We start from the raw sequence: 23,554 nt of genomic DNA on the forward strand, positions 1-23,554 counted from the left end.
ATAACTATAAAAAGATAAAAAAACGTTTTGAATCGGCATAATTAGGAGAAAATTTCAACAGATATTTTAGTGGAATTTCTGTCTGTTGTTATGTTTAGTACCAAAGACCTTGAATTGAAGAAGATTGACCATTTAGGGATAGTAGCAGGAATAGTAGATTCAATTGGGATGGTAGAAATAATTAATAAATGACTAGGGGCAGAGCCAGGAGAAAAAGTCAGTGCAGGTCAGGTGGTAAAGGCGATGATTTTAAACGGATTAAGTATGATGTCACAGCCTTTATATATGTTCCCAAAATTCTTTGAATTAATCGCTTGCGAACACTTAATTGGTGCAGAAGTAAAACCAGAATATCTCAATGATGATAAGCTGGGAAGAATATTAGATAAATTATTTATAAAAGGACTAGATACAGTATTTTTAGCAATTAGTTTAAATGCTGTACAAATATATCAGATATCACTCTCATCATCACACTTAGATTCAACATCAGTAAGGATTCAGGTCTAATATTGAGGAAGTAAAGAAGGGCGAGATAGAGAATTACTAGAATCAGCAATTAGAGCTTGTGTAAAAAAATCAATGACAGACCTACCTTGACGGCAACAAGTCTGCACCACTGTCAGCAAATTAGCAGTATGTTGAAACCGCTCCATCGAACGGGAACCACCACTAACTTTACGTTTGGTGACAGCTAAACGCAGCGTTCGCGAAGCGTGTCCGAAGGACTCTCGTTCAGCCTGATTGTTATCAGGAGGCACTTCAGGGTTATCTAAGAAATACCACCATTGATGAGCTTTATCGCGCAAAGAACGTAAAAGCTGCCCGGCTTTTGCTCCGGCTAAGTTAATCCATTGATCAATAGAGGATTGCAACTTGAATTTGAATTCATTGACCCAATCGTTGTAAAGGCTGGAATTAAGAGTTTCAAACCCGAAGAGCGTAATTTCTAAAAGCTTCATCAATTAAATTAACGAATGCTTTACCAATAACTTGGTTGTGAAGACCTGGAAGTTGAATTAATTTCTTGAAGTGACGGCGTAGATGTGCTAAACATTTCTGTTGAGCAACAGCTTGATAGCCGTTGTAAACGCTAAAATCATCGCTGCTGAGTACGCCTGTATATTTAGTGCCTAAAATTGTTTCTAACTCGGATCGTGAACGAGTATCAGCCGCAGTAAATAGGCAGAATTCAGAATTGGCAACTACCCACAGCCACTCTTTAACTCCCTTGACTGACCAAGGGCTTTTGGGTGTGGGGTGTGGGGTTGCAGGTTTGGGAAATCAAGAAAATGTTGAACTCCTTGACGCAACTAAAGTTTAATTGTCTTAAACACCACACCCAACACCCTACCCCCAACACCCTGCCAAGCGCGAGATTTCACGTTTTCAAGCGTGACATTCTATTTCTATGGGATGTTCCACTAATTGCGCTACTGACTGTTTTTCTACTTTTAATGCAAGAGGAGCAAATGCTTTGTGACCACAACAGACACAGTTGCCAGGGCGTAAAATTTCATAACGAGCTACTCTGCCAAATCCCTTACGGGTTTTGCCTTGATGTCCTGGTTGCCCACCCGGTTTCTTCTTCGGCTGATTTGATTCCTCTTGTGGGGGTGCTTTTTTGTTTTCACTCTTCTTGTGGATGTCCCCTGATGGCGGTTTGGACGAATTAGAACTGCTCTATTTCTCTACTGACTTTTAAACGCTCTATTTCTTGCTGTAATTCACGTATTACCTTGCTCTGCTCAATGATCATGTTTACCAGTTCTTCTTTCGATAACTGGCCCAAACTTTCTCTCTCTACTTCTTGAGGCAGGTTTTGGTTCATATTTGTGATACTCCACCTCAACTGTCCCCTTTGTCAATACTCTGTTACCTGAATCCTTACGTTTTTACATATTGCATTAGGCTCTTTGAGAGAACTTGATACCCAATTAATCATTGCTAAAGAAGTAGATTTAGCTGACAAAAACCTTTTCACTCCCCTATTGAATGAGGTCGAGGAAATGCAAAGTATATTAGTTGCTAGCTTAAACAAAATCAAAGCTTGAATTTATTACTTCTACCCTTCCGACTTCTGCCCTCTGCCTTCTGCCTTCCCCAACCGAGATCACCAAAAGTTGCCAAGAACCAAGTTATGATTCAAAGCATAGTAATTTCGTAGCCAAACTTGGCGATCGCACCTTTTTCACCAAAAATGCGTAAGAATGAGTCTCAAAAAACAATATGTCTGGATTGATAGGTATTTTAGAACTTAAACCAAGGGCGCGTGCTTCACGATGCCCTCAAGGGGTCGCTTCCCATTAAGATTCGATCGCTCCTAATGCCCTGAGTGAGGTTTGCTGGGCGGTAGTTAATCCTTGAGCGCCCTGAATGTTCATCCCTTCGTACAGGCGATCAGCTCTCAATGTTCTGATGCAGTGTCCTGTTTCTATATTCCAAAGTTTAATTGTTTCATCCTGGCTGCCGCTAATCAGTAGTTGTCCATCGGCACTAAAGCTGACCGAAGATACCCACCCTCTATGACCTTGCAGTTTCTTGATGCACTGACCCGTCTGAACATCCCACAGCCGAACCGTTTTGTCTTCACTACCGCTGGCAAACCACTGACTCTTCCCCTCTGAGCTTTCTAAACCAACTGGACTGAAGGCAACAGACCACACCCAACCTGTGTGACCCTGGAATGTTTGCAAACAATTGCCTGTTTGAACATCCCACAGACGTATTTCTTGATCGTCACCGCCACTAATCAAGAATTGACCATCGGGGCTGAAGGCGATCGATCGCACACCGCTGGTATGTCCCTGTAAGACGTTGAGACAACTTCCATCCTGCCCATTCCATAATCGAATTGACGAATCATTACTGCAACTGCCCAGGATTGCACCATCGGGACTAAAGGCGATCGACCAGACCCAATCTGTATGACCAGACAAAACCTTGAAACAGATTCCGTTGTTAATGTCCCAGAGACGAATAGAGGCATCAAAGCTACTGCTTGCCAGAATATATTTTTCTTTATCTGTTTGAGTAGAAAGCGGGCTAAAGCTGAGCGATCGCACGCCACTGGTATGTCCTTGAAACACTTTAAGGCAAATACCTTTATCAACGTCCCACAAGCGAATTTGAGTATCGTTACTACTCGTTGCCAACACTCGACCGTCGGGGCTGAACGTAACTGCGCGCACCCAGTTTGTATGTCCCGGAAATACTTTCAGGCAAGCTCCACTCTGCTGATCCCACAGGCGCGCGAATCCATCCTGGCTGCCGCTTGCTATCTGTCCGTTAGGGCTAAACGCCACTGACCAGATTCCTCTCGGATGCCCCTGTAGCACTTTGAGGCATGTTCCATCCCGCCCATTCCAGAGCCGCATCGAGAAATCTAGGCTAACGCTGGCGAGAAGCAGGTTATCGGCTATGCGAGGGCTAAAGGCGATGGAGCGAACTGCGCTAGTGTGTCCTTGTAAGATGCTAAGACAGGTGCCATCTGCAATATTCCACAAGCGGATGGAGCCATCATTGCTGCTGCTTGCCAAGGTTTGACTATCCGGGCTGAAACTCACAGACCAGATCCAGTCGGTATGCCCTTCAAAGACGCAGAGGCAGACTTTCTTCTGAACATCCCACAGCCGCACCCAACCATCGTTGCCACCGCTAGCGAGAAGTTGACCATCGGGACTAAACCCAACCGCCCATACTCCACCTGAATCATCCTGTAGAACGGTATCGCAGGTGCCGTCCCAAGCATTCCATAGTCGGTTCGTTTGATCGTGACTGCCACTGGCTAGGGTACCGTCAGCAGGGTTAAAGCTAATTGAATGAACGGCACCACTGTGCCCTTGCAGGACATGAAGGCAATTCCCGTTTTGCACATCCCAGAGGCGAATCGTCTGATCTTCACTGCCGGTAGCCAGAAGTTGAATCGGCTCTGATAACGGGTTAGTGCAATCGCAAAAGGCAACAGACCAAACGGCATCGGTATGACCCTGCAAGGCGTTCAAATAACGACCATCCTGAACATTCCACAACCGCACTAAACCATCACTACTGCCACTGCACAGAAGTTGATCATCCAGGCTAAAAGCCAGTGACCACGCCCACCCAGTATGTCCCTGTAACGTTAGTAACGGTTGACCATTCGCCATCCATAGCCGAATTTCACCATCGACATCTCCCGTTGCCAATAACTGACCATCGGAGCTAAAGGCGAGTGATACTAAACTTTTGAGGTTTTCAGCAAATACAGACGTTGCTAAATGAGCATTGCAAAAATTGACTCTGGACAGATTCACCCGCCGCAGGTCGGCTTGCAACACGGTTAAATTTGAGAAATCCCATCCCTGTAAATTGGCTTGCAAATGGATCAGCAGGTTGAGAAGATTGCCTGCAACATAGTTGGGTTGAGTTGTGCTGCTCCGTAGATGCTGCAAAGGTCGCTGTTGCTGTTCTAGCATTGCTTTCAACTGCTGCTTGATCGCTTGCTTGCTGCCCAGTTGTATGAGCAATTGTTCGACGATCGGTTCAAGAATCAATCGCTGTTGCATCACTCGCACATAGTCTTTTGCCTGTGCTTTCATCAGCGCATGCATTCTTAATCGTGTTGGTGTTTGGGTCGCAATTTCTTTAGAAATAAACTGCACAAATTGCTCGGTTGCATACTCCAGTACCACAGGTTGCAGAAAGAACCGCCCTTCTTCCCGTTCAATCAGTGTAGGCTCGACCTTCTCGATTAAAGATCGCCGCAATAAAGACTGAATTGCATCCGGTAATCTGCGTTTAGAAGCGGTCGTGATTAAATCTTCACCCAACTCCGACAGTGATAGCGGTTCCCGGTTAATGGCAAGCCAGAAGAACATTTCCTGCTCAATTTCAGATAGGCGATCAAACTGTCGCTGGAGTAAATCTCGAATATCATCAAAAACCGCTAATCCCTGCTGCACATAATTCAAAATCTCAGCAATTCTGCCATTAAATAGTTCTTGAGTTGCTGCCGCCACCATCTTTAACGCTAAAGGGTTACCGCTGTAATGAGTCACTAATGTTTCCCACTCCCATTGCGTCCCTGCAAAGGTTCCTAGATACCGAAATAATTCTTGCCCAGCTTCGGGGTTGAGTCCATTGAGTCGCAGTGTTCGTACCGATCGCTCCGCACCTTCCAGGGGCACAATCTCTCTAGGCTTTTCCCGGCTTGTGAGCAGTAGGCAACTCTGATGGGATGTCTCCCCAATCTCCTTAAACAGGCGACCGTAGTCTTCATAGCCAACTCGATACTGTCCGGGTTGCCCTGCATTCAAAATCGTCTCGGCATTATCCAGAATCAGCAAACAGCGGCAAGCGCGTAAACTCTCCATCAACTTCAACAGCTTGCCATCCAGGCTATTGGGCAGGGCAACATCTTCTCCCCGTTCCCGCAATAGAACAGGTAATACACTTTCTAGCCACTCTTCTAAGGGCAGTGCATTTTGCAGCGATCGCCACACCACCACTTCAAACTCAGGTTGAATCTGCTGCACTAATTTAGCAGCCAGAGTGCTTTTGCCAATGCCACCAATTCCTAACAGCAAAACCAATCGACATTGTTCCGCCAATACCCACTGTCTCAGTTTTCCCAGTTCTTCTGTGCGTCCACAAAGCAGAGCAGTATCGATCGCACCGCCCCAATCAAGCTGGGATTGTTTCGGAACAACCTGGGATGGATGCGCTGCACTGTGATCTCCTAATTCGTCAGGGGCACTTTTGGGTCGGGCATAATCATTTTTGCTTAACTCTAAGTTAAAGGCTCGAAATGCCAACTGCAACGACTGCTTATCCACGGGTTCTGTACATCCCAACACTTTAACAATCGTGCTGAGAGATAAGTTCATGCGCTCACTCAGTTCTTCCAGAGTGAAGCGATCTCCGGCATTCTCGCTGAACTCTGCCTGAATTTTTGCCGTTTGGAACCGATCCCACCCCTGTGCCGTCAGGACAACTCCTCGATGGCGTCTATTTTTTTGCATTGGCATTAAAATTACTCGGAGCGAGTGTGTATCGATCCGCTTAGATTTTGAGGAATTGATTTGAATTCATCTGCTTAAGTCGAACTTAAGTTAAGGGTTATCTTACCAAACTTATCTGGGCTAATCTAGCCGATCACCCAAGAATAAGAACAGCTTAGTCACGACAAAAAACAACGCACCGCGAGGTAACAATCATGGGATTCAAATATATCAACGAACTAGCAACTCCTGAAAATGTTGATAAACTGCTGTCTTTAGTTGACATGGTTGCTGGGGGGAGAGTGGACACACAAAACATCTTCGATATTGAGGATGCTTTAACTGATAGTGAGCAAATGAAAAGATGTTTGCAGGTTGTCCGTCAAAATCCAGACTCAGCACAATTAGTTGATGAGCGTTATATGGGCCCAGAGTTTGATCTGGAAACCTTGCTGAAGCTGCCGGAAGGCTCATTGGGTTGTACCTATGCTCGGGTACTCAGTGCCATGAACTATGATCCACGGTTCTATCGCCTCCGAAAAATTGAATCAGATGTCGATTACATTACCCATCGCGTTCGCAAAACTCATGATCTGCATCATATTTTGACGGGCTTTAGCTTTGATGACTACGGTGAACTGGGAGTGATTTCAGTGACGGTTGGGCAAATTGGCTATCCCGCATTCACGTTCATTGATTTGATTGGTTCGTTGCTAGCGTTCATGGCTAATCAAGCACGGGAAGGCATCGATTCTCCTCTGGAATATAATTTTGACCTGGTTTCTCAAGGCATCCGCATTGCACGGCAAGCAAAACCCTTGTTTCCGGTGAAGTTTGAAGAAGGACTGGAACGTCCTATAGACGAGTGGCGTGCCGAATTAAACATTGTGCCAGTGACCGAAGGACTCTGGAGTTGGTATAGCCGTCCTTATCTGCGGGATGCGATCGCCCCCACTCTCGCAGCACAGCGCCCATTAATCAACTGTTGAGGACATCATCTCCCATTGATCAGGCTTTGAAGGGCATCCAACAGGCTCAGATGCCCTTCAAGTTTTACGCAATTCTGATAAATCGATTGGAGACATAAATTGTATGATTGGCAATCAATTGGTACATTGCTCTGTGCTATCACCAGATGAACTGGAGCGCGCGATCGCAAGACTAAATCATTGGAAGATTGTAGACGGTAAACTCCACCGCTACTTTGAATTCACCTCATTTATCGCAGCATTTGGTTTTATGACTCGCGTTGCACTGATTGCAGAAACTCAAGGCCATCATCCAGAGTGGTTCAATGTTTATAACCAGGTTACAGTTCAACTGACAACCCACGATGCAGGTGGAATTACCATGAATGATGTTACTCTTGCCCAAAGCATTGATACGTTAGAGTTGTAAAGTCCTGCTTCAGGTAAGGACTTCATGGGTATCCGCCGAGATATGTGCAAAATGGGACGCATTGTAAAGTTTTGTAAACTCAATTGTCAAAACCCTTGATTTACCTTCGTTTCAGCCTCGACCATTACTTGACTATTCAAATAAAAACATTCCCTAAAAGGGTCATTTTTGGGCAAGTGTCAGGGACAAAAAGAGGTGAAAGCTTGGTTTTACCGTGCAAAAATTTGATTCGACCTCTATCATTTTGGGGCAAGGCGCGTAAATCAACAAGGGATTGTTTGCAATATTTATTTACAACGTGTCTCTTTTTGCAGGTATCTCGGCAGCCACCTTCTTACGCTTCTGCTCTGGCGTGACATCCAGATAAAGCTACAACGTCCCCAGGTCGCTGTGGCCTTTTTTGAGTAGTCCTCAAATCCCTGCGCTGGACATCTGCGGTTCTGGCAGTTCGCCTAAAACGAGTGGGTGCTGGCTCCCTAACAGAGATGTTGTCATAGCACCATTACCCGACAACAAGCGAGGCGATCGCTCAATTGGCTGGCAGGTTACATCATCATTTAGAGTATAGAAAAATACCCGTGTTTAACTGATTCATCCCGCATTTATGCAACGCCCTAAATCTGATTGAAGGTGAATATGAAATTACTGACCCAAGCTAAATGTATTCATAAGCAGCGAAAAATCATAGCCAATCCTGATAGAAAGCTACTGGCAAAGTTTGCAGTAGTTCTGGGGGGAATGGTTTCTGCGATCGCATCTGCGATTCCTGCTTGTGGAGCTGAACGAATTTCGTTTTACTATGCACCGTTTGGGCAGTTTGATCTGCCTGTTAATTCATTAGAAACCTTTGCTAAGAAGGGAAAAATCGACAGTGATTTTGCCTATTATGCCAAATTTGCAAATTCAGAGGAATTAGCAAGTTTGCGAGATTTATTGCAACGGCGTTTTGATGTCACCCCAACTTTAGTCTCCCAGTTTACCTACTCTCCGGTAGGAGAAACGGTAATGAAGCGGTTGGGAAATGATTTTCAAACAGGTTCCAAACAAAATGGGTTTTATGCACTGCGATCGGCATTCATCTTGGCAGCAGCAGACTCTGATGGCTTAACGCTTGTGAATGTGTTGCGGAAATTTCCCAGCCATACGATTTGGTTTAACTTGCCCCGTGTCCGTGGAATCGTTAGCAGTCTGTCAGGAATTTTGAAACAGCGAGATTCTCTGATTGCTGCCATTCAGCAAGATGCGATCGCTGAGGCATCTCAGACACTCATTGATTTTTCCCAACGCTCTGATTTGCGAAAAGGTGGATCGTTAAACTGGCAAAAAGCAACGCTGAACCTAAACGATCAATCCCGGAATCGTCAACTGCTAGTGGATCTGTACCTACCTCAACCAAAAAACGGGGATGTTAATCCAAGCCCGATTCCAGTCATTGTGATTTCCCACGGGATAGCATCCGATCGTCAGAGCTTTGCCTATCTGGCAGAGCATCTTGCATCCTATGGATTTGCAGTTGCTGCCATCGAACACCCAGACACCAATGGGAAAAAGTATCAGGATTACTTTTCGGGATTAGCAAGTCCGCCTAGCGCAATGGCAGCAATCGATCGCCCGTTGGATGTGAAATTTTTATTGGATGAACTACAACGGCTTTCCCAATCAGACTCCAGGTTTCGAGGACGGTTGAATCTCGATCGAGTGGGCGCAATCGGTCAATCTCTTGGCGGATATACGGTACTGGCATTGGCGGGTGCTGCCATTAATTTTCAGCAAGTAGACAAGGATTGTAATCCAAATAACTCCCTGAACTTATCGCTGTTGATTCAGTGCAGAGTTGACGAGTTAGCCTCCAAAGACTATTTGCTCAAAGACGATCGCATCAAAGCTGTGATTGCCATGAATCCCCTCGATAGTACCGTATTCGGACAGTCGGGATTAGAGCAAATTAAAATTCCGGTGATGTTGGTTTCAGGAAGTGATGATATTTTTGCTCCGGCAGTCCCCGAACAAATTCGCCCCTTTAGCTGGCTAACGGCATCCGATAAATATTTGGTATTAATGGACAAAGCAACTCACTTTTCGCTGCTTAAAACGGATTCAGGACGCGGAGTGCTGCCCGTTCCACCAGAGTTTATTGGCCCCAATCCGGCGATCGCTCACTCTTATGCAAAAGTTCTGAGTGTTGCGTTCTTTGAAACCCACATTGCCAATCAACCAGATTACCGTTTTTACCTGAGTGCTTCTTACGCCAAGTCTATCAGTCAGTCCCCGATAAACCTTGAACTGGTGCGATCGTTTGCATCTACCAATGCCCTGTTAAACAAGAAATAGTGAACAAGGCAAAAGAAATAAGAAAAAATAGATCCCCGACTTCTTTAACTTGACTTTAGCCATTAGGGCAGAAGTGCTACTATGGTTTCCCATCCTTGAAAAAATTTTATCACGCTTATTTAAGCCTCAGTCACAATTGATTATTGCCCTGGATAGAACCCAATGGAAAGACAATAATATTTTGATGGTGAGTGTGATTTATCAAAAAAGGGCACTACCAATATTTTGGTGTCTACTTGATAAAGAAGGTTGCAGTAACCTCCAAAAACAACAAAAAGTATTACGCCCAGTAATTAGGTTATTGGAACATTATCAATTAGTCATCATTGGCGATAGGGAATTTTGTAATTTGAACTAAAAAATGAGATTTTAACTCATGATATGCTTCAAAAATGAGTATCCAGTTTATAGTTCACTTTTAACATTCGAGTTTTTTTACTAATAATGATTATCGCTTAGGGGATAAAAAGACTGATAAAAGCAACGTTACTATCAATTTTTTAGCTTGATAATCATTATTATTAAGCTACGATTTGAGTAGGCGTTCACGAAGTGTGCCGCAGGTATCGCTTAACAACAGAGCGTTCGCTTGGACAATGAAATATTTTATTTTTACTCAGATATCTGCTAAAACAAAAGTTTTGAACCATAACATGGGCGTTTGAACCATATTTTGAATTGAAAGTTTAAGTTAGAGAAATTTTTTCAGGGATTTTTTATGCAAGTTTTGTCCAATTCTGTTTTTTCAACTCATTCTCTAGTTATGGTTCAGAATTTCAACTCTTACTCATGATTTGATTCAAAGTTTTATTTTGTGATTGGCGCATAAGCCTGAATTTTCGTTAACTTTTTTCTAATTTATGGTTCAAAATTTTTCTCACATTATGATTCAAAGCATAAATTTCATGGCAATGAATTAGGTTGTTGGTTACATCGTCAGGGTTTGAAGTTTGTGTTCCGGCAAAAAAATCCACTACTTTTCGAGAAAAAAGACAAAAATTTCAACCCCTACATACAATTCCAATTTATCCCGGTGTCCGCAAATTTTATTATCAAGTTAATCTTACGCAAAACCAGGGTTTTGGTCGGTGCAATTTAGCCGTTTATTGGAAACGCAAATATCGTGGTAAGCAAGAGCCATCACCTTGGTATTTAGCAACCAATCTCTCAGATGTATCAACAACTGTAAAAATCTATAAGCAACGTTTTGGGATTGAAGCTATGTTCCGTGACTGTAAAACCGGAGACTATAATCTGGAAGGTTCTCAACCTTCTCTCGATAGGCTTGTCCGGATAATTTTATTGATTGCTTTATCATGGCTCAATCGGCAGATTAAGCAATGTTTCGCCAGCAGTATCATTTTGGTGAATTGCGTTCAACAGTACTCTGCAACCCTTGTAATTTCGTAGCCAAACTTGGCGATCGCACCTTTTTCACCAAAAATGCGTAAGAATGAGTCTCAAAAAACAACATGTCTGGATTGATAGGTATTTTAGAACTTAAACCAAGGGCGCGTGCTTCACGATGCCCTCAAGGGGTCGCTTCCCATTAAGATTCGATCGCTCCTAATGCCCTGAGTGTGGCTTGCTGAGCAGCGGTTAGTCCTTGAGCACCTCGAATATTCATACCCTCGTAGAGGCGATCGGCTCTAAAGGTTTTCAGGCACTCACCTGTTCTGACATCCCACAGCCTAATGGTCTCATCATGACTGCCACTGGCGAGCATCAAACCGTCGGGGCTGAAGCTAATGGAATAGACTGCCCCTGTATGACCCTGTAAGACCTTGAGGCATTCCCCGCTTTGCAGATGCCATAGGCGAATGGAAGCATCCCAACCACTGCTTGCCAGCATTTGACCCTTGGGGCTGAAGCTAGTGGAGCAGACCCAGCCCGTGTGTCCTTGCAACTCCTTGAGACACTGACCACTGCGACTATCCCAGAGACGAACAACCGCATCAAAATGTCCAGTGACGAACGTTTGATCATTCGCGCTGAAGCAAGCAGACCAGATACCACTGGGCGTGTTTATCACCTTGAGGCACTCACCGTCTTGCACCTGCCACAGTCGCACCGTGCGATCGCTGCCGCCACTGAGCAAAGACTGACCATCGGAACTGAAGCTAACTGACCAAACCCAGGCTGAATGTCCCTGTAACACCCGGCGGCACTGACCCGTTTGCACATCCCATAACCGCACGGTCGTATCCTGACTGCTGCTGGCGATCGTCTGACTACCGGGACTGAAGTTGACGCAGAGAACCCAGGATGTATGACCCTGTAGTACTCTGAGGCATTTACCCTCTTGAACATTCCATAGTCGCACCGTCTGGTCTGTGCTGCCGCTTGCTAAAAACTGACCATTGCCACTCAAACTAACCGCATGAATCCAACCGGAATGACCCTGTAATACACCCCGGCACTGTCCGTCTTGGACATTCCACAGACGAATGGACTGATCCGTGCTGCCACTGACTAAAGACTGACCATCCGAGCTGAAACGCAGGGAGCGGACTCCAGACGAATTTCCTCGAAGAACTTTGAGGCACTGCCCCCGTTGCACATTCCACAGGCGAATCGAGAAATCATAGCTACCGCTAGCAAGGGTCTGACCATCCGGACTGAAGTTGACTGAGCGAATTGCCTGCGTATGACCTTGCAGCACCTTAAGACATTGCCCCGTTTGCATATGCCAAAGACGAATCGTGCCATCGAAGCTGCCGCTGGCGAGAATTTGACCATCTGGGCTGTAGCTGACCGCCTGAATGACGCTCGTATGACCGTGCAGGACGCTCAGACACTGACCGTCCTGCACATTCCACAAGCGAATCGCTGCGTCATCACCACCACAGGCAATCGTTTGACCCTCCGGGCTATTGGCGAAGCCTGCGCTTGGTGCATAACTAACTGCACGAATGCCACCCACATGACCCTGCAAGGTTTTGACACACTGACCGTTTTGCACATTCCACAGGCGAATGGTGGTATCATTGCTGCCGCTGGCGATCGTCTGACCATCCGGACTAAAGCTGATTGCCCAAACTCGCCCACTGTGTCCCTCTAATGTTCTCAGGCATTGCCCCGATGCCACATCCCACAAGCGAATGGTGGAGTCCTCGTCGCCGCTGGCTAAAGTCTGACCATCCAGACTAAAGCAGACAGAGAAAATGGAATTCCTGTGTCCCTCTAATGTTCTCAGGCATTGCCCCGATGCCACATCCCATAAGCAAATGGTGAAGTCTTCACCACCACTGGCAAGAATCAAACCATCTGGGCTGAAACTGACCGATAAGATCCAACTCTGATGCCCTTGAATCGTCAACAACTGTTTGCCATCTGCCACTTGCCAAAGACGGATTTTGCCATCTACACCGCCTGTTGCCAATCGTTCACCGTCTGGGGTAAAGGCGACTGAATCAATGCCGCTTAATCGTTCAGTGAACACAGAGGTTGTCAGGTCAGCGTTGTGAAAATTGACCCCTGCCAGGTTGACCTGCCGTAAGTCAACTTGCCACACGGCTAGATCCGAAAAATCATAGCCGCGTAGATCGATTTGCAAATGCACCAGCAGGTTGAGGAGATTCCCTGCCAGATAATTCGGCTGAAGTGTTTGCTGCTGACGTTTCAGCATCGCTTTCAACTGCTGCTCGATTGCTTGAGAATTGCCAAACTGGATTCGCAACTCTTCAGCGATCGGTTCTACAATCAATCGCTTTTGCATCTCTCGAATGTAATCTTTCGCCTGTGCTTTGATCAGGGCTTGGCTTCTAAGCCATTTTGGCGATTGGCTAGCAATCTCTCTAACAGCACACTCTACGAGTTGATGAGTGGCATACTCCAGCACGACGGGCTGGAGAAAAAACCGCTCACCCTCCCTTTCAATGAGCGATCGCCGCAATAAAGACTGAATTGCATCCGGTAATCTGCGCTTAGAAGCGGTCGTGATTAAATCTTCACCCAACTCCGACAGTGATAGCGGTTCCCGGTTAATGGCAAGCCAGAAGAACATTTCCTGCTCAATTTCAGATAGGCGATCAAACTGTCGCTGGAGTAAATCTCGAATATCATCAAAAACCGCTAATCCCTGCTGCACATAATTCAAAATCTCAGCAATTCTGCCATTAAATAGTTCTTGAGTTGCTGCCGCCACCATCTTTAACGCTAAAGGGTTACCGCTGTAATGGGTCACTAATGTTTCCCACTCCCATTGCGTCCCTGCAAAGGTTCCTAGATACCGAAATAATTCTTGCCCAGCTTCGGGGTTGAGTCCATTGAGTCGCAGTGTTCGTACCGATCGCTCCGCACCTTCCAGGGGCACAATCTCTCTAGGCTTTTCCCGGCTTGTGAGCAGTAGGCAACTCTGATGGGATGTCTCCCCAATCTCCTTAAACAGTTGACCATATCCCTCATAACCAGCGCGATACTGTCCGGGTTGCCCTGCATTCAAAATCGTCTCGGCATTATCCAGAATCAGCAAACAGCGGCAAGCGCGTAAACTCTCCATCAACTTCAACAGCTTGCCATCCAGGCTATTGGGCAGGGCAACATCTTCTCCCCGTTCCCGCAATAGAACAGGTAATACACTTTCTAGCCACTTTTCTAAGGGCAGTGCATTTTGCAGCGATCGCCACACCACCACTTCAAACTCAGGTTGAATCTGCTGCACTAATTTAGCAGCCAGAGTGCTTTTGCCAATGCCACCAATTCCTAACAGCAAAACCAATCGACATTGTTCCGCCAATACCCACTGTCTCAGTTTTCCCAGTTCTTCTGTGCGTCCACAAAGCAGAGCAGTATCGATCGCACCGCCCCAATCAAGCTGGGATTGTTTCGGGACAACCTGGGATGGATGCGCTGCACTGTGATCTCCTAATTCGTCAGGGGCACTTTTGGGTCGGGCATAATCATTTTTGCTTAACTCTAAGTTAAAGGCTCGAAATGCCAACTGCAACGACTGCTTATCCACGGGTTCTGTACATCCCAACACTTTAACAATCGTGCTGAGAGATAAGTTCATGCGCTCACTCAGTTCTTCCAGAGTGAAGCGATCTCCGGCATTCTCGCTGAACTCTGCCTGAATTTTTGCCGTTTGGAACCGATCCCACCCCTGTGCCGTCAGGACAACTCCTCGATGGCGTCTATTTTTTTGCATTGGCATTAAAATTACCCGGAGCGAGTGTGTACCGATCCGCTTAGATTTTGAGGAATTGATTTGAATTCATCTGCTTAAGTCGAACTTAAGTTAAGGGTTATCTTACCAAACTTATCTGGGCTAATCTAGCCGATCACCCAAGAATAGGAACAGCTTAGTCAGAACCCTGCAAAACCTATTTGCATCAATTTCTACAAGCACTGCAAGAGCAACAATACGGGAAAAGAGTATTAACAAAGCAAATTAGAAGATTGTTTAGCTGTAATCTGGCACACCTCTAAACAGCCAACAGAGGAGGAATTGTGCGATTAGAGGTGTGTATCGATACGAATGTCAAAGGCTTCACTGGTTTAAGCCAAATGGCACTAAGTTAAGCACAAGCCCTTGATATAACTGGCTTTTGAGTGTGGGGTTGCAGGTTCGGGTGTGGGGAATTGAATGGCACTAAGATAACGGCAAACCTATTATTCGTAAGGCTTTTGGGTGTGGGGTGTAGTGAGCAAGAAGTTTATTAATGTTCTTATCCTATTCTATTTTTCTTACTCTTTCCCTACACCCTACCCCCAACACCCTGCCCTGACGAGGTTTTACATGAGTCTTAGTGCCATTCTGTGGGGAATTAAGAAGATGTTGAACTCTGCCGCGCAACTAAAATTTAATTGTCTTAAACACGAACCTGCAACTCTACCACCAACACCCTGCCCTGACGAGGTTTTACATGAGTCTTAGTGCCATTCGGTTTAAGCCAAAGCGTTCTTTAGGAGATTTATTGATGAAGATTTTTGTTGCAGGCGCAACCGGAGCAATCGGTCGTCCAGTAATCGCACAATTGCTTTCCAATGGTCATGATGTTGTTGCATTAACCCGTTCTTTAGAGAAGGCGCAAGCGTTAGCCCAACAGGGCGTGGAATCCGCGAGTCCTTCGGAGTTGCGTTTCGCAATCGCCGATGTCTTCGACCCAGATTCCATTAAAGCGGCAATTCTCCAGGCTCACCCCGAAGTCGTGATTGAGCAGCTTACTGCCTATCCCAAAACCTACACCCGCGAGTCGATGAGTGCTGCCACCAAGTTCAACACACGCATCCGGTTAGAAGGGGGTGCGAATGTGCTAGCTGCCGCCCAAGCAGCCGGAGTACGGCGTTATCTAAGGCAGTCGATCGCATTTTGGGCAGTTCCCGGTTCTGGATTGGCAGACGAGGAAACGCCCCTCGCGTTTGATGGTTCGCCTGCGGTTGCTGCCGATGCTCGCGTGGTTACAGAGCTTGAACGCCGTTTGTTGGAAGCACCTGATCTGGAAGGAATTATTCTGCGCTACGGCTTTTTCTACGGGTCTGACACTTGGTTTGCCCCTGATGGTGATGTTGCCCATCAGGTACGACAGCAGCAATTCCCGATCGTGGGCAATGGCGAGGGGGTTTGGTCGTGGTTGCACATTGAGGATGCGGCGATCGCCACTGTATCAGCGGCAGAGCGAGGCAATCCTGGCATTTATCTAATCGCAGATAATCAGCCCTTGAAGGTACGCGAGTGGCTACCTGTTTATGCTCGATGGCTGAATGCTGCACCACCACCTCAGGTATCTGTTAAGGATGCGATACAAATCGGGGGAGCGGATGCGATTTATTACGGCACTCAAATGCGTGGCGTGTTGAATGCTAAAGCAAGACGGGAATTAAGTTTTCAACCGCGATCGTTGGAATGGCTTGTTAAATCTGCTGCTCATACCAATGAATCGTGTAAGGAGGATAAAAGATGAAAGTTGCTCGATATGGAACCGCGATCGTTGTCCTTCATGCGATCGCTCACGCATTGCATGGTTTAGCGCATGTGTGATACCAATGCTGACGTGATCGAAGATTTAGATTACCGCATTACGTTTGGAGAACCCGATTCTAACAACGTTCAGCGAATCGAACTGCGGCGTTTAGAGAGCAGTGCCGCTACAGAATTTGATAGCAATGGCACGCTGATTGCGGAAGGTAATACAGGTGAAGCGATCGCGATCAGTGATGGTGGACGACTTTGGACGGGTTTGGTTGCTGATCCTTTCTTCTTCAACCTGGGCGAGTTTGGGCAATTTGCCAAGCTGATTCTAGAAGAAAATCGGTTTGATCCCAGTGTGTTTGATACGATTGAGAATGCTTTAGCAGGGCATAATGTAACCGCGATCGTCTTAGAGTTACCTAATACTGCTCTAGGGGCTGAGACTATACAGCTTTGGGGAACTACCACCATTCAACATGAAGGCAAGTGGAAGACCATCAATCGGGCGGCGACTCCGCTGATTCAGCAAGTGTTTATTCAGGATGAACATTTGAAAGATGTCTACAACAAAAGTCTGCCAAAAGACGACGTTGCCAGATATGGGGATGCGATCGCTACATTCACGGCAAAGGTGACTCAACTTGCAGGCACGACAACTGATCCTCAAGCATACGCGCAGGAATGGCACTAAGAAAAGGTGAAACGTCGCCAGGGCAGGGTGTTGGGGGTAGGGTTGCAGGTTCGTGTTCCAGACAATTGAATGCGAATGCGTCAAAAAGTTCAACATCTTCTTAATTCCCTACACCCGAACCTGCAACCCCACACCCAAAAGCCAGTGATACCAGGGATTTACGCTTTTCTTAGTGCCATTTGTACCAGCAGGGTTGTTGCCATCAACCTGAACCGAATAAGCTTGCTGAAGTAATTCACTCACCTCTTGTGCAACAAAGGTAAGCGCACTATTCAAACGGGAGTTAAAGTGTTGTTGCGGAAAGCTGCGCGACACTTCAAGGCTATCGACAGGAGTAGAGTCAAGGCATTGCAAATCACGACTCATGAGTTTGTCTCTTAATCTATATTTTACGGTTTAGAACGGAATGGCACTAAGTTAAGCACAAACCCTTGATATAACTGGATGAGAGGGTGTGGGGTTGCAGGTTCGGGTGTGGGGAATTAAGAAGATGTTGAACTCCGCCGCCCAACTAAAATTTAATTGTCTTAAACACAAACCTGCAACCCTACCCCCAACACCCTGCCCTGACGAGGTTTTACATGAGTCTTAGTGCCATTCGGTTTAGAACGCATTACCTTTTACGACACAACCCGCTAAACTGCCGCTGATAGCTCTGGTTGAAACTTTGCTTTCTTCGTGCGACAGACTGGACATTTCCAATCTTCCGGCAGATCCTCAAACGCTGTTCCTGGAGCAATTCCAGACTTTGGATCGCCTTCCGCCGGATCATAAATGTGACCACAGACCGGACATTTATATCGTTCCATAAGTACTTCCTGAGTAGTATGAGAAAAGCTTGGAAAATCTATCATTTGTTCACTACGTTACTGGTTCACCAACGTGTTCAATCAAACAACTCCTCTTCTTTGTGCGTCTCTAACACACAATCTGCTTTGGGATAAGCAACGCAAATGAGCACATACCCTTCAGCCATCTGCTCTTCACTGAGAGAAGATCGTTCGGATTGGTCAACTGCGTCTTCAATCAGTTTTGTCGTACAAGTAGAACACACACCCTGCCGACAGGAGTAGGGCAAATCTATTCCTGCTTCTTCCGCCGTTTCCAGAATGTAGCGATCATCTTGAACTGCAACGGTTTGATCAATGTCTTCGGCTTCATTAAACAGCCTGACTTGGTAACTAACTCCCATGAGACAAAACCTCTAATTTCTCTAAAAAAGTGCTGGGAAATTGGGTCATTGCAAAAGGTTAGGGTAACTTCAGAAACATTGGTATAATTCCCCGCCAGTGCATTTCGAGTGATTGAGCAAATCGGTTCAGAAACCCAATCGTTCCCTATTGCAGATATTTCTTCAGTTCAGCGGCTGCCTGGACAAAAAGAGAACGGGTGCCTGGAAGCTTGGCTAAACCATTCAGCAGTCTGAAGTCATGAATCATGCCGTTGTAACGCACGGTGGTCACAGTTACCCCAGCTTTATCAAGCTTGCGTCCCTAGGCTTCACCTTCATCCCGCAAGATATCGCTTTCTGCAACTTGAATTAACGTCGGGGGCAATCCTTTGAGTTGCTCAACTGTAGCCTGCAAGGGAGAGGCATAAATGTCTTTGCGTTTTTCTGGATTAGCGATGTACATGTCATACATCCACTTCATCAACGGCGTTGTGAGAAACCGTTTATCGCCAAATTGGTGATAAGACTCCGTTTCAAAATTTGCATCGACGATCGGCCACATCAGGATTTGCAGCTTGATGTGTGGACTGCCCTTTTCTTTCGCAATTAACGTCGTTACCGTTGACATATTGCCTCCGACACTGTTGCCAACGATCGCCAGGTTTTTGCCATCCACTCCAATCTCCTCACCATGCTCGGCAACCCATTTTGTGGCGGCATAGATTTCATTAATTGCCTGGGGATAGTTCGCGTCTGGCGTGCGGGTGTAGTTGACAAAGACAGCCGCAAACTCTGAAAGTACAACGAGATCGCGAACCATACGCCTGTGGGTTGGATAATCAACCAAGACCCATCCACCCCCATGAATAAACATGAAAACGGGCAATGTACCTTTGACACCCGCAGGTCGCACGATGTTGAGCGTAATTGCATAACCATCAGCAATAATCGTTTTCTCAGACTCATCAATGCCTGAAAGATCAACTTGAACAGAAGCTTGAGCATCCACGAGGACTTGCCGGGCTTCGAGTGGAGTGAGTGTTTCTAACGCCACACCGGCTGAATTTAACTCCTTCAAGAATGCTTTTGTGCCCTGAGAAAGACGTGGATCATTTGCAACTTCCAAAATGTTTAGCCTTTGTGGTTTTGCTTGAACAGTCATACATTCTCCTTAAATTTGTAAATGGTTGATCAAACACAGCGGTATAACTTCCCGCCAGTGCATTTCTAGATTGCTCAGCTTACTCAGACCCTGAGATGTGTAATTTTGCGTTCCACTATTTGTCGGGTGTGACCAGTTTCGTTGCATCGGTATCGACGACAAAGACAGCTAGCATCCGCATGGGTTGAGTATCACTGGCATTTGCGCTGACAAGATGATGATTGCCAGGTACTTCAAAAAAACTCTCACCTGCGTGATACACCTGTTCCGGATTGTCATTGATTTTGCTACGAATCGCGCCCTCCAGAACCGTTGTATAGATGAAAGCCGAGCTTGGATGGGTGTGAGCAGGCGATGAGTCACCGGGCGCATATTCGACTAGCACGCCTTTCATGCTCTTGCCGGGCACATTGGGAAGGGCATGATCAAAGACCAGTGTTAAGCTAATCGGCACGTAAGTTGCATAATAGAAAGATGAAGACGTTTCAAAGCAAAGATGCCACCACCAGCCAAGAACTTTTTAACGCCGTCACAAGTTAGTAAGCTACAACAAGCTCTGAAAGAGAGCGAGCAGCCACACGTCAGGGAAAGAATTCTCATTATTCTGCTACAGAATGATGGGAAACCACAATACGAGATTGCTAAATTTTTAGGTTGTTCGCATAGAACAGTAGCATATTGGTGTATGCACGGTGATCCTGATAATTTGGAAACTCTACATAATAAAAGAGAGGACGAATATTACCGAAAAGCTACGCCTGAATATATTGAACTGTTATTAAAAACTGTTGACCAAGAACCCTCAGATTTAGGGTATGAATTTGGAAAATGGACAGCAGAGCGACTAGCTACATATTTAACCGAAAAAACAGGAATTGATTTAAGTAGCTCTCAAGTAAGGAGGATATTAAAGCGAAAAAAGTATAGCTATATCTGGGCTAAGTATAACCTGGAAGATAAACAAAACCCAATAGAGAGAGCGAAGTTTAAAGAAAAACTTGCTCAATATTTATCAATAGCGCGAGAACAGCCAGAGCGTTTGCAGGTATGGTTTTGGACGTTAGCGTAGCGGGCGCGCGTACCCGCGCGACGAGTGGTTTTAGTTTACGCGTGATTCGTCGCAAGGGTTGGGGTAAAAAAGGAAAACGCAAGAATATTCCAGGACAACGACGTTGTGGTCGAGTAAACGTCATGGGAGCAATTCGAGAATTAGACCGGAAACGCGTATGCTTTTTTGTAAAAAAGGGAAATGCAGATATTTTTTATGAGCAATTACAACAATTAAATGAACTAATAAAACAAGAGTGGGTAAGTAAAGGAAATGTGGGTAAAGATTTCTCGAAGTATGGGCCAAAGATAATTTTAATTTTAGACAATGCTAGTTTTCATAAACGCAAAGATATTCTAGCTAAAATATCCCAAGAGTTCCCGAATTTTATTTTAGAGTTCTTGCCTGCTTATAGCCCTGACTATAACATTATCGAATTAGTTTGGCATTCATGTAAAGAATATATTGCTCATCGCTTATTTAAATCAGTAGATGAATTACAAACACTGCTAGATAAGTTGTTGAATCAAGGCGAGTTAGTGATTAAGTGGCATCGGAAAATCAAACATAAAACTAATTTCAGCTATGTTGCAGCTTAAATGCTGATTAGCTTAGTCGAACGGTCAATCTAAGGAATTACAGAAAGTATTACATCAATCCCAAATTTCTCATCGCTTTCCACAAATTAGGTCGTCGTTTGTGCTGGACTTCCCACTCTGACAACAACCTCTGATAATTCTCCGGTGCTAACTCCTTTAATGCAGACATCCATTGTGCATTTTTTGTATAATCCGAGCTTTTGGACGAGTCTGGTTTCGGTATAAAGTTGTGTAAATTTGCTTGCCAATAAGCCATCACTCTTTCCCACAAATTGAGTGGTGCATATTCTTCGAGATACTTTCTCCTAGAAATATCATCCCGTGTCGATAGTTGATTCGGTAGAATTACAACCTCATAAAACTTAGGGTAGGGGGATTTTCCATGATACTTTATCTCGGTCAAATCTTTTGTTAACAAATGCAAAACACTGTATTCCTCACCCAGTTGTCTCTGATCTCCAGGTAAATTCTCCAACCACCCTATAATTTGTTTCCTAAACCAATTATGTCCTTTTTCTTCAGATGTAATACTATCGAGCAACCAATGCAACCACCAAGTATCTACGGATTTTGCTTTTGTATATAAACCTGAATATCTGTACGGTGTACCACGTTTAATTATCGATTCACGCCAAGATGTGAATAAGGCTTGCTGAGTATTTTTACTAACTGTTATTTCAGCAAAAGCTTTGAACATACTCGACCAGTCATAACAACATTCAAAAGTAATCTGCTGAATTGACAAAGCATTCGCTCGTTCTATTTCTCCCAGTTCTCGAACAGCTTGTTGATAATAGCGAAGTAAAGTTTTTTGCTTTTCCCCATTTCCAGGATCGTAGGAAAATCCATCCATAACAACAAATAGCAGCGAATTTTCTGGTGTCCAGGGATTTTTATCTTGTTTGTTTTTTAACAACGCATCCAAAGTCTCTTGAATTACTATCAGACTTTCTCGATACTCCTGTTTACCCAACAAATCCTCAATTATAGGTAAACCATTTTGCCATTCCTGGGAAATAGTAGCCCGGAGATTGTTCAAATATATCTCTGGGGTTGCAAATTGTTGCATTAATTCCATGTAAATTATATGCCAACAAGAGTGGGTATTTTCTAGGTCATCTTTCCACTCTTGAACTTCTCGATTGTCCGTCATTTCGTCAAAAATTAGTTTTTTTTGAACATCAGGTAAATTGGAAAAGAAATCGATCACAGCATCATCATCTAAACTGGTGTCGGAAAATTTTTCTGACCATTCCCTAATTTTTTGAGCAAATTTGAACCCATCTTGTCCTTGTGACTGCACCAACAACCATTCCCACTCCAACAGGCTGCTTGTTGTCGCTCCTTCCAAATGAATCCCGTTAGCAATTTCCATCCAGTCGGGTATACCATTAGAGATTTCGCTTTCTGCTAATAACAAACTGGCTGCAAAACCATCGTCATGACTAAAGCCATTCTCAAAAGCTATTTTTACTAATGGCTTCATCTTTTGTGCAACTGCTTCTAAATCTTCAACAAAAGTACAATCATCAAAGTAAGGTTCTTCCCAGCTTACTTCTTGAACTATATATTTCCCCTCTTCTTGGGATGCTTGCCAAATAATCTGATTCCATTGTTCCCATAGTTGCGACCAAGTTTGCTCTAATTTCGCATTAGAAGTTGGTCGAATATTGCTTGTTTTTACCTGTTCTACTGTTTGAGGTGGAGCGATAATTTGAGTTAAAGTTTCCTGGGTATTGGCTTGCAGTTGAGCAAATGCAGTGACTCGCTGTTCCTCGGATAACACCACAAATAATTCATCGAGTAGCTGAGAAATTTCACCTTTGGTAAGTGCTTCAAGGATGCGCGAACCAACGGAAGCTTCTTGCTTAACGTTACCTTTAGAATTGCTTTGGCTGTTTTTTGGCATCTCGGTAAATTCCCTCAGCACACTACATAAATAGCCTATTTTAACCAGAAGTAATGAGCAGGACAGTCAAACATTACTTAACAAACGTTAACCTTCAATTTCTAACTCCAGGAAGTTCAACAATTTCTCTTCTAAAATCGTCAAATAGGCATGATTTATCTAACCTAACGACTCCAAAAACCTCTGCACCGATTCCTCCAGTTCAATGGAATACATCCGTGAAATGGGATAGCTGTTCGCCGTCTTCGTCTCCATTGGCGTAGCCTCTCACGAGTGGGAGAAGGAGAAGGCTTAAGAAGAGCTTATCACCTACGGTGTGCACTTGGGCGATCGCAAAGAGCTGCATCTGCT

16 protein-coding genes and 5 pseudogenes are annotated in these 23,554 nt (G+C 45.0%); 11 read left to right on the forward strand and 10 right to left on the reverse strand.

Annotated elements, in window-relative coordinates; translation table 11 throughout:
- The first annotated feature begins 90 nt into the window (after positions 1-90).
- Positions 91-510, forward strand: a pseudogene (locus tag WKK05_RS14245) (DUF4277 domain-containing protein).
- On the opposite strand, the pseudogene WKK05_RS14250 reads toward WKK05_RS14245, so the two are convergent.
- Positions 507-1,251: pseudogene (locus WKK05_RS14250) on the reverse strand (transposase); the annotation flags it as partial. The pseudogenes WKK05_RS14245 and WKK05_RS14250 overlap by 4 nt on opposite strands.
- Positions 1,252-1,340: 89 nt before the next feature.
- Positions 1,341-1,831 (reverse strand): annotated as a pseudogene (locus WKK05_RS14255) (DUF6444 domain-containing protein); the annotation flags it as partial.
- Between the two features lie 61 nt (positions 1,832-1,892).
- Between WKK05_RS14255 and WKK05_RS14260 the strand changes: the two are divergent.
- Positions 1,893-2,054 (forward strand): annotated as a pseudogene (locus WKK05_RS14260) (four helix bundle protein); the annotation flags it as partial.
- Positions 2,055-2,306: 252 nt separating this feature from the next.
- Here the strand turns inward: WKK05_RS14260 and WKK05_RS14265 are convergent.
- Entirely contained in the window at positions 2,307-6,008 is a 3,702-nt protein-coding gene (locus tag WKK05_RS14265) for an NB-ARC domain-containing protein (protein ID WP_341530302.1), read from the reverse strand.
- Positions 6,009-6,196: 188 nt separating this feature from the next.
- On the opposite strand from WKK05_RS14265, the gene WKK05_RS14270 reads away from it, so the two are divergent.
- The 6 genes from WKK05_RS14270 (at position 6,197) to WKK05_RS14295 (ending at position 11,120) form a co-directional block, all read left to right on the forward strand.
- Complete coding sequence (locus WKK05_RS14270; RefSeq protein WP_341530303.1) at positions 6,197-6,970, forward strand: Coq4 family protein; 774 nt, start codon at positions 6,197-6,199, stop codon at positions 6,968-6,970.
- Between the two features lie 103 nt (positions 6,971-7,073).
- Entirely contained in the window at positions 7,074-7,379 is a 306-nt protein-coding gene (locus WKK05_RS14275) for a 4a-hydroxytetrahydrobiopterin dehydratase (RefSeq protein WP_341530304.1), read from the forward strand.
- Between the two features lie 400 nt (positions 7,380-7,779).
- Positions 7,780-7,947, forward strand: coding sequence for a hypothetical protein (locus tag WKK05_RS14280; RefSeq protein ID WP_341530305.1), 168 nt, complete (start codon positions 7,780-7,782; stop codon positions 7,945-7,947).
- A gap of 68 nt (positions 7,948-8,015) precedes the next feature.
- On the forward strand, positions 8,016-9,710 hold the full coding sequence (locus WKK05_RS14285; RefSeq protein WP_341530306.1) for an alpha/beta hydrolase: 1,695 nt from the start codon (positions 8,016-8,018) through the stop codon (positions 9,708-9,710).
- Positions 9,711-9,759: 49 nt separating this feature from the next.
- Positions 9,760-10,068, forward strand: a complete 309-nt coding sequence (locus tag WKK05_RS14290; protein WP_341530307.1) for a hypothetical protein — start codon at positions 9,760-9,762, stop codon at positions 10,066-10,068.
- 566 nt (positions 10,069-10,634) lie between these two features.
- Entirely contained in the window at positions 10,635-11,120 is a 486-nt protein-coding gene (locus tag WKK05_RS14295; RefSeq protein WP_341530308.1) for a hypothetical protein, read from the forward strand.
- 139 nt (positions 11,121-11,259) lie between these two features.
- On the opposite strand, the gene WKK05_RS14300 is transcribed toward WKK05_RS14295, so the two are convergent.
- On the reverse strand, positions 11,260-14,865 hold the full coding sequence (locus WKK05_RS14300; RefSeq protein ID WP_341530309.1) for an NB-ARC domain-containing protein: 3,606 nt from the start codon (positions 14,863-14,865) through the stop codon (positions 11,260-11,262).
- A 712-nt stretch (positions 14,866-15,577) separates the two neighbouring features.
- Here WKK05_RS14300 and WKK05_RS14305 point away from each other — a divergent pair.
- Both WKK05_RS14305 and WKK05_RS14310 read left to right on the forward strand, forming a co-directional pair.
- Positions 15,578-16,615 carry an NAD(P)-dependent oxidoreductase gene (locus WKK05_RS14305; protein WP_341530310.1) on the forward strand — a complete coding sequence of 346 codons (1,038 nt, stop codon included), beginning with the start codon at positions 15,578-15,580 and terminating at the stop codon, positions 16,613-16,615.
- Between the two features lie 69 nt (positions 16,616-16,684).
- A complete protein-coding gene (locus tag WKK05_RS14310) occupies positions 16,685-17,314 on the forward strand; it encodes a DUF4331 family protein (protein ID WP_341530311.1) in 630 nt (209 codons plus the stop codon).
- A 108-nt stretch (positions 17,315-17,422) separates the two neighbouring features.
- Here the strand turns inward: WKK05_RS14310 and WKK05_RS14315 are convergent, their stop codons facing one another.
- The 5 genes from WKK05_RS14315 to WKK05_RS14335 form a co-directional block, all read right to left on the reverse strand.
- Complete coding sequence (locus WKK05_RS14315; protein ID WP_341530312.1) at positions 17,423-17,680, reverse strand: hypothetical protein; 258 nt, start codon at positions 17,678-17,680, stop codon at positions 17,423-17,425.
- Between the two features lie 269 nt (positions 17,681-17,949).
- Complete coding sequence (gene rd / locus WKK05_RS14320) at positions 17,950-18,123, reverse strand: rubredoxin (protein ID WP_322650442.1); 174 nt, start codon at positions 18,121-18,123, stop codon at positions 17,950-17,952.
- Between the two features lie 77 nt (positions 18,124-18,200).
- Complete coding sequence (locus tag WKK05_RS14325; RefSeq protein WP_341530313.1) at positions 18,201-18,506, reverse strand: 2Fe-2S iron-sulfur cluster-binding protein; 306 nt, start codon at positions 18,504-18,506, stop codon at positions 18,201-18,203.
- A 301-nt stretch (positions 18,507-18,807) separates the two neighbouring features.
- The gene (locus WKK05_RS14330) at positions 18,808-19,647 is read right to left on the reverse strand and encodes an alpha/beta hydrolase (protein WP_341530314.1); all 840 of its coding nucleotides are present in this window, start codon (positions 19,645-19,647) and stop codon (positions 18,808-18,810) included.
- Positions 19,648-19,762: 115 nt separating this feature from the next.
- A complete protein-coding gene (locus WKK05_RS14335) occupies positions 19,763-20,101 on the reverse strand; it encodes a cupin domain-containing protein (protein ID WP_341530315.1) in 339 nt (112 codons plus the stop codon).
- Between the two features lie 42 nt (positions 20,102-20,143).
- On the opposite strand from WKK05_RS14335, the pseudogene WKK05_RS14340 reads away from it, so the two are divergent.
- Positions 20,144-21,294 (forward strand): annotated as a pseudogene (locus tag WKK05_RS14340) (IS630 family transposase).
- 49 nt (positions 21,295-21,343) lie between these two features.
- Here the strand turns inward: WKK05_RS14340 and WKK05_RS14345 are convergent.
- A complete protein-coding gene (locus tag WKK05_RS14345) occupies positions 21,344-23,203 on the reverse strand; it encodes a hypothetical protein (protein WP_341530316.1) in 1,860 nt (619 codons plus the stop codon).
- Between the last annotated feature and the right edge of the window lie 351 nt (positions 23,204-23,554).

The organism is Nostoc sp. UHCC 0302, from assembly GCF_038096175.1.
In the GTDB taxonomy this organism is placed as follows: Bacteria; Cyanobacteriota; Cyanobacteriia; order Cyanobacteriales; family Nostocaceae; genus UHCC-0302.

Coding starts and splice junctions, on each gene's coding strand:
- WKK05_RS14265 (WP_341530302.1), bottom strand. CDS start 6,008: ATGCCAATGCAAAAAAATAGACGCCATCGAGGAGTTGTCCTGACGGCA.
- WKK05_RS14270 (WP_341530303.1), top strand. CDS start 6,197: ATGGGATTCAAATATATCAACGAACTAGCAACTCCTGAAAATGTTGAT.
- WKK05_RS14275 (WP_341530304.1), top strand. CDS start 7,074: ATGATTGGCAATCAATTGGTACATTGCTCTGTGCTATCACCAGATGAA.
- WKK05_RS14285 (WP_341530306.1), top strand. CDS start 8,016: ATGAAATTACTGACCCAAGCTAAATGTATTCATAAGCAGCGAAAAATC.
- WKK05_RS14300 (WP_341530309.1), bottom strand. CDS start 14,865: ATGCCAATGCAAAAAAATAGACGCCATCGAGGAGTTGTCCTGACGGCA.
- WKK05_RS14305 (WP_341530310.1), top strand. CDS start 15,578: ATGAGTCTTAGTGCCATTCGGTTTAAGCCAAAGCGTTCTTTAGGAGAT.
- WKK05_RS14310 (WP_341530311.1), top strand. CDS start 16,685: ATGTGTGATACCAATGCTGACGTGATCGAAGATTTAGATTACCGCATT.
- WKK05_RS14315 (WP_341530312.1), bottom strand. CDS start 17,680: ATGAGTCGTGATTTGCAATGCCTTGACTCTACTCCTGTCGATAGCCTT.
- rd (WP_322650442.1), bottom strand. CDS start 18,123: ATGGAACGATATAAATGTCCGGTCTGTGGTCACATTTATGATCCGGCG.
- WKK05_RS14325 (WP_341530313.1), bottom strand. CDS start 18,506: ATGGGAGTTAGTTACCAAGTCAGGCTGTTTAATGAAGCCGAAGACATT.
- WKK05_RS14330 (WP_341530314.1), bottom strand. CDS start 19,647: ATGACTGTTCAAGCAAAACCACAAAGGCTAAACATTTTGGAAGTTGCA.
- WKK05_RS14345 (WP_341530316.1), bottom strand. CDS start 23,203: ATGCCAAAAAACAGCCAAAGCAATTCTAAAGGTAACGTTAAGCAAGAA.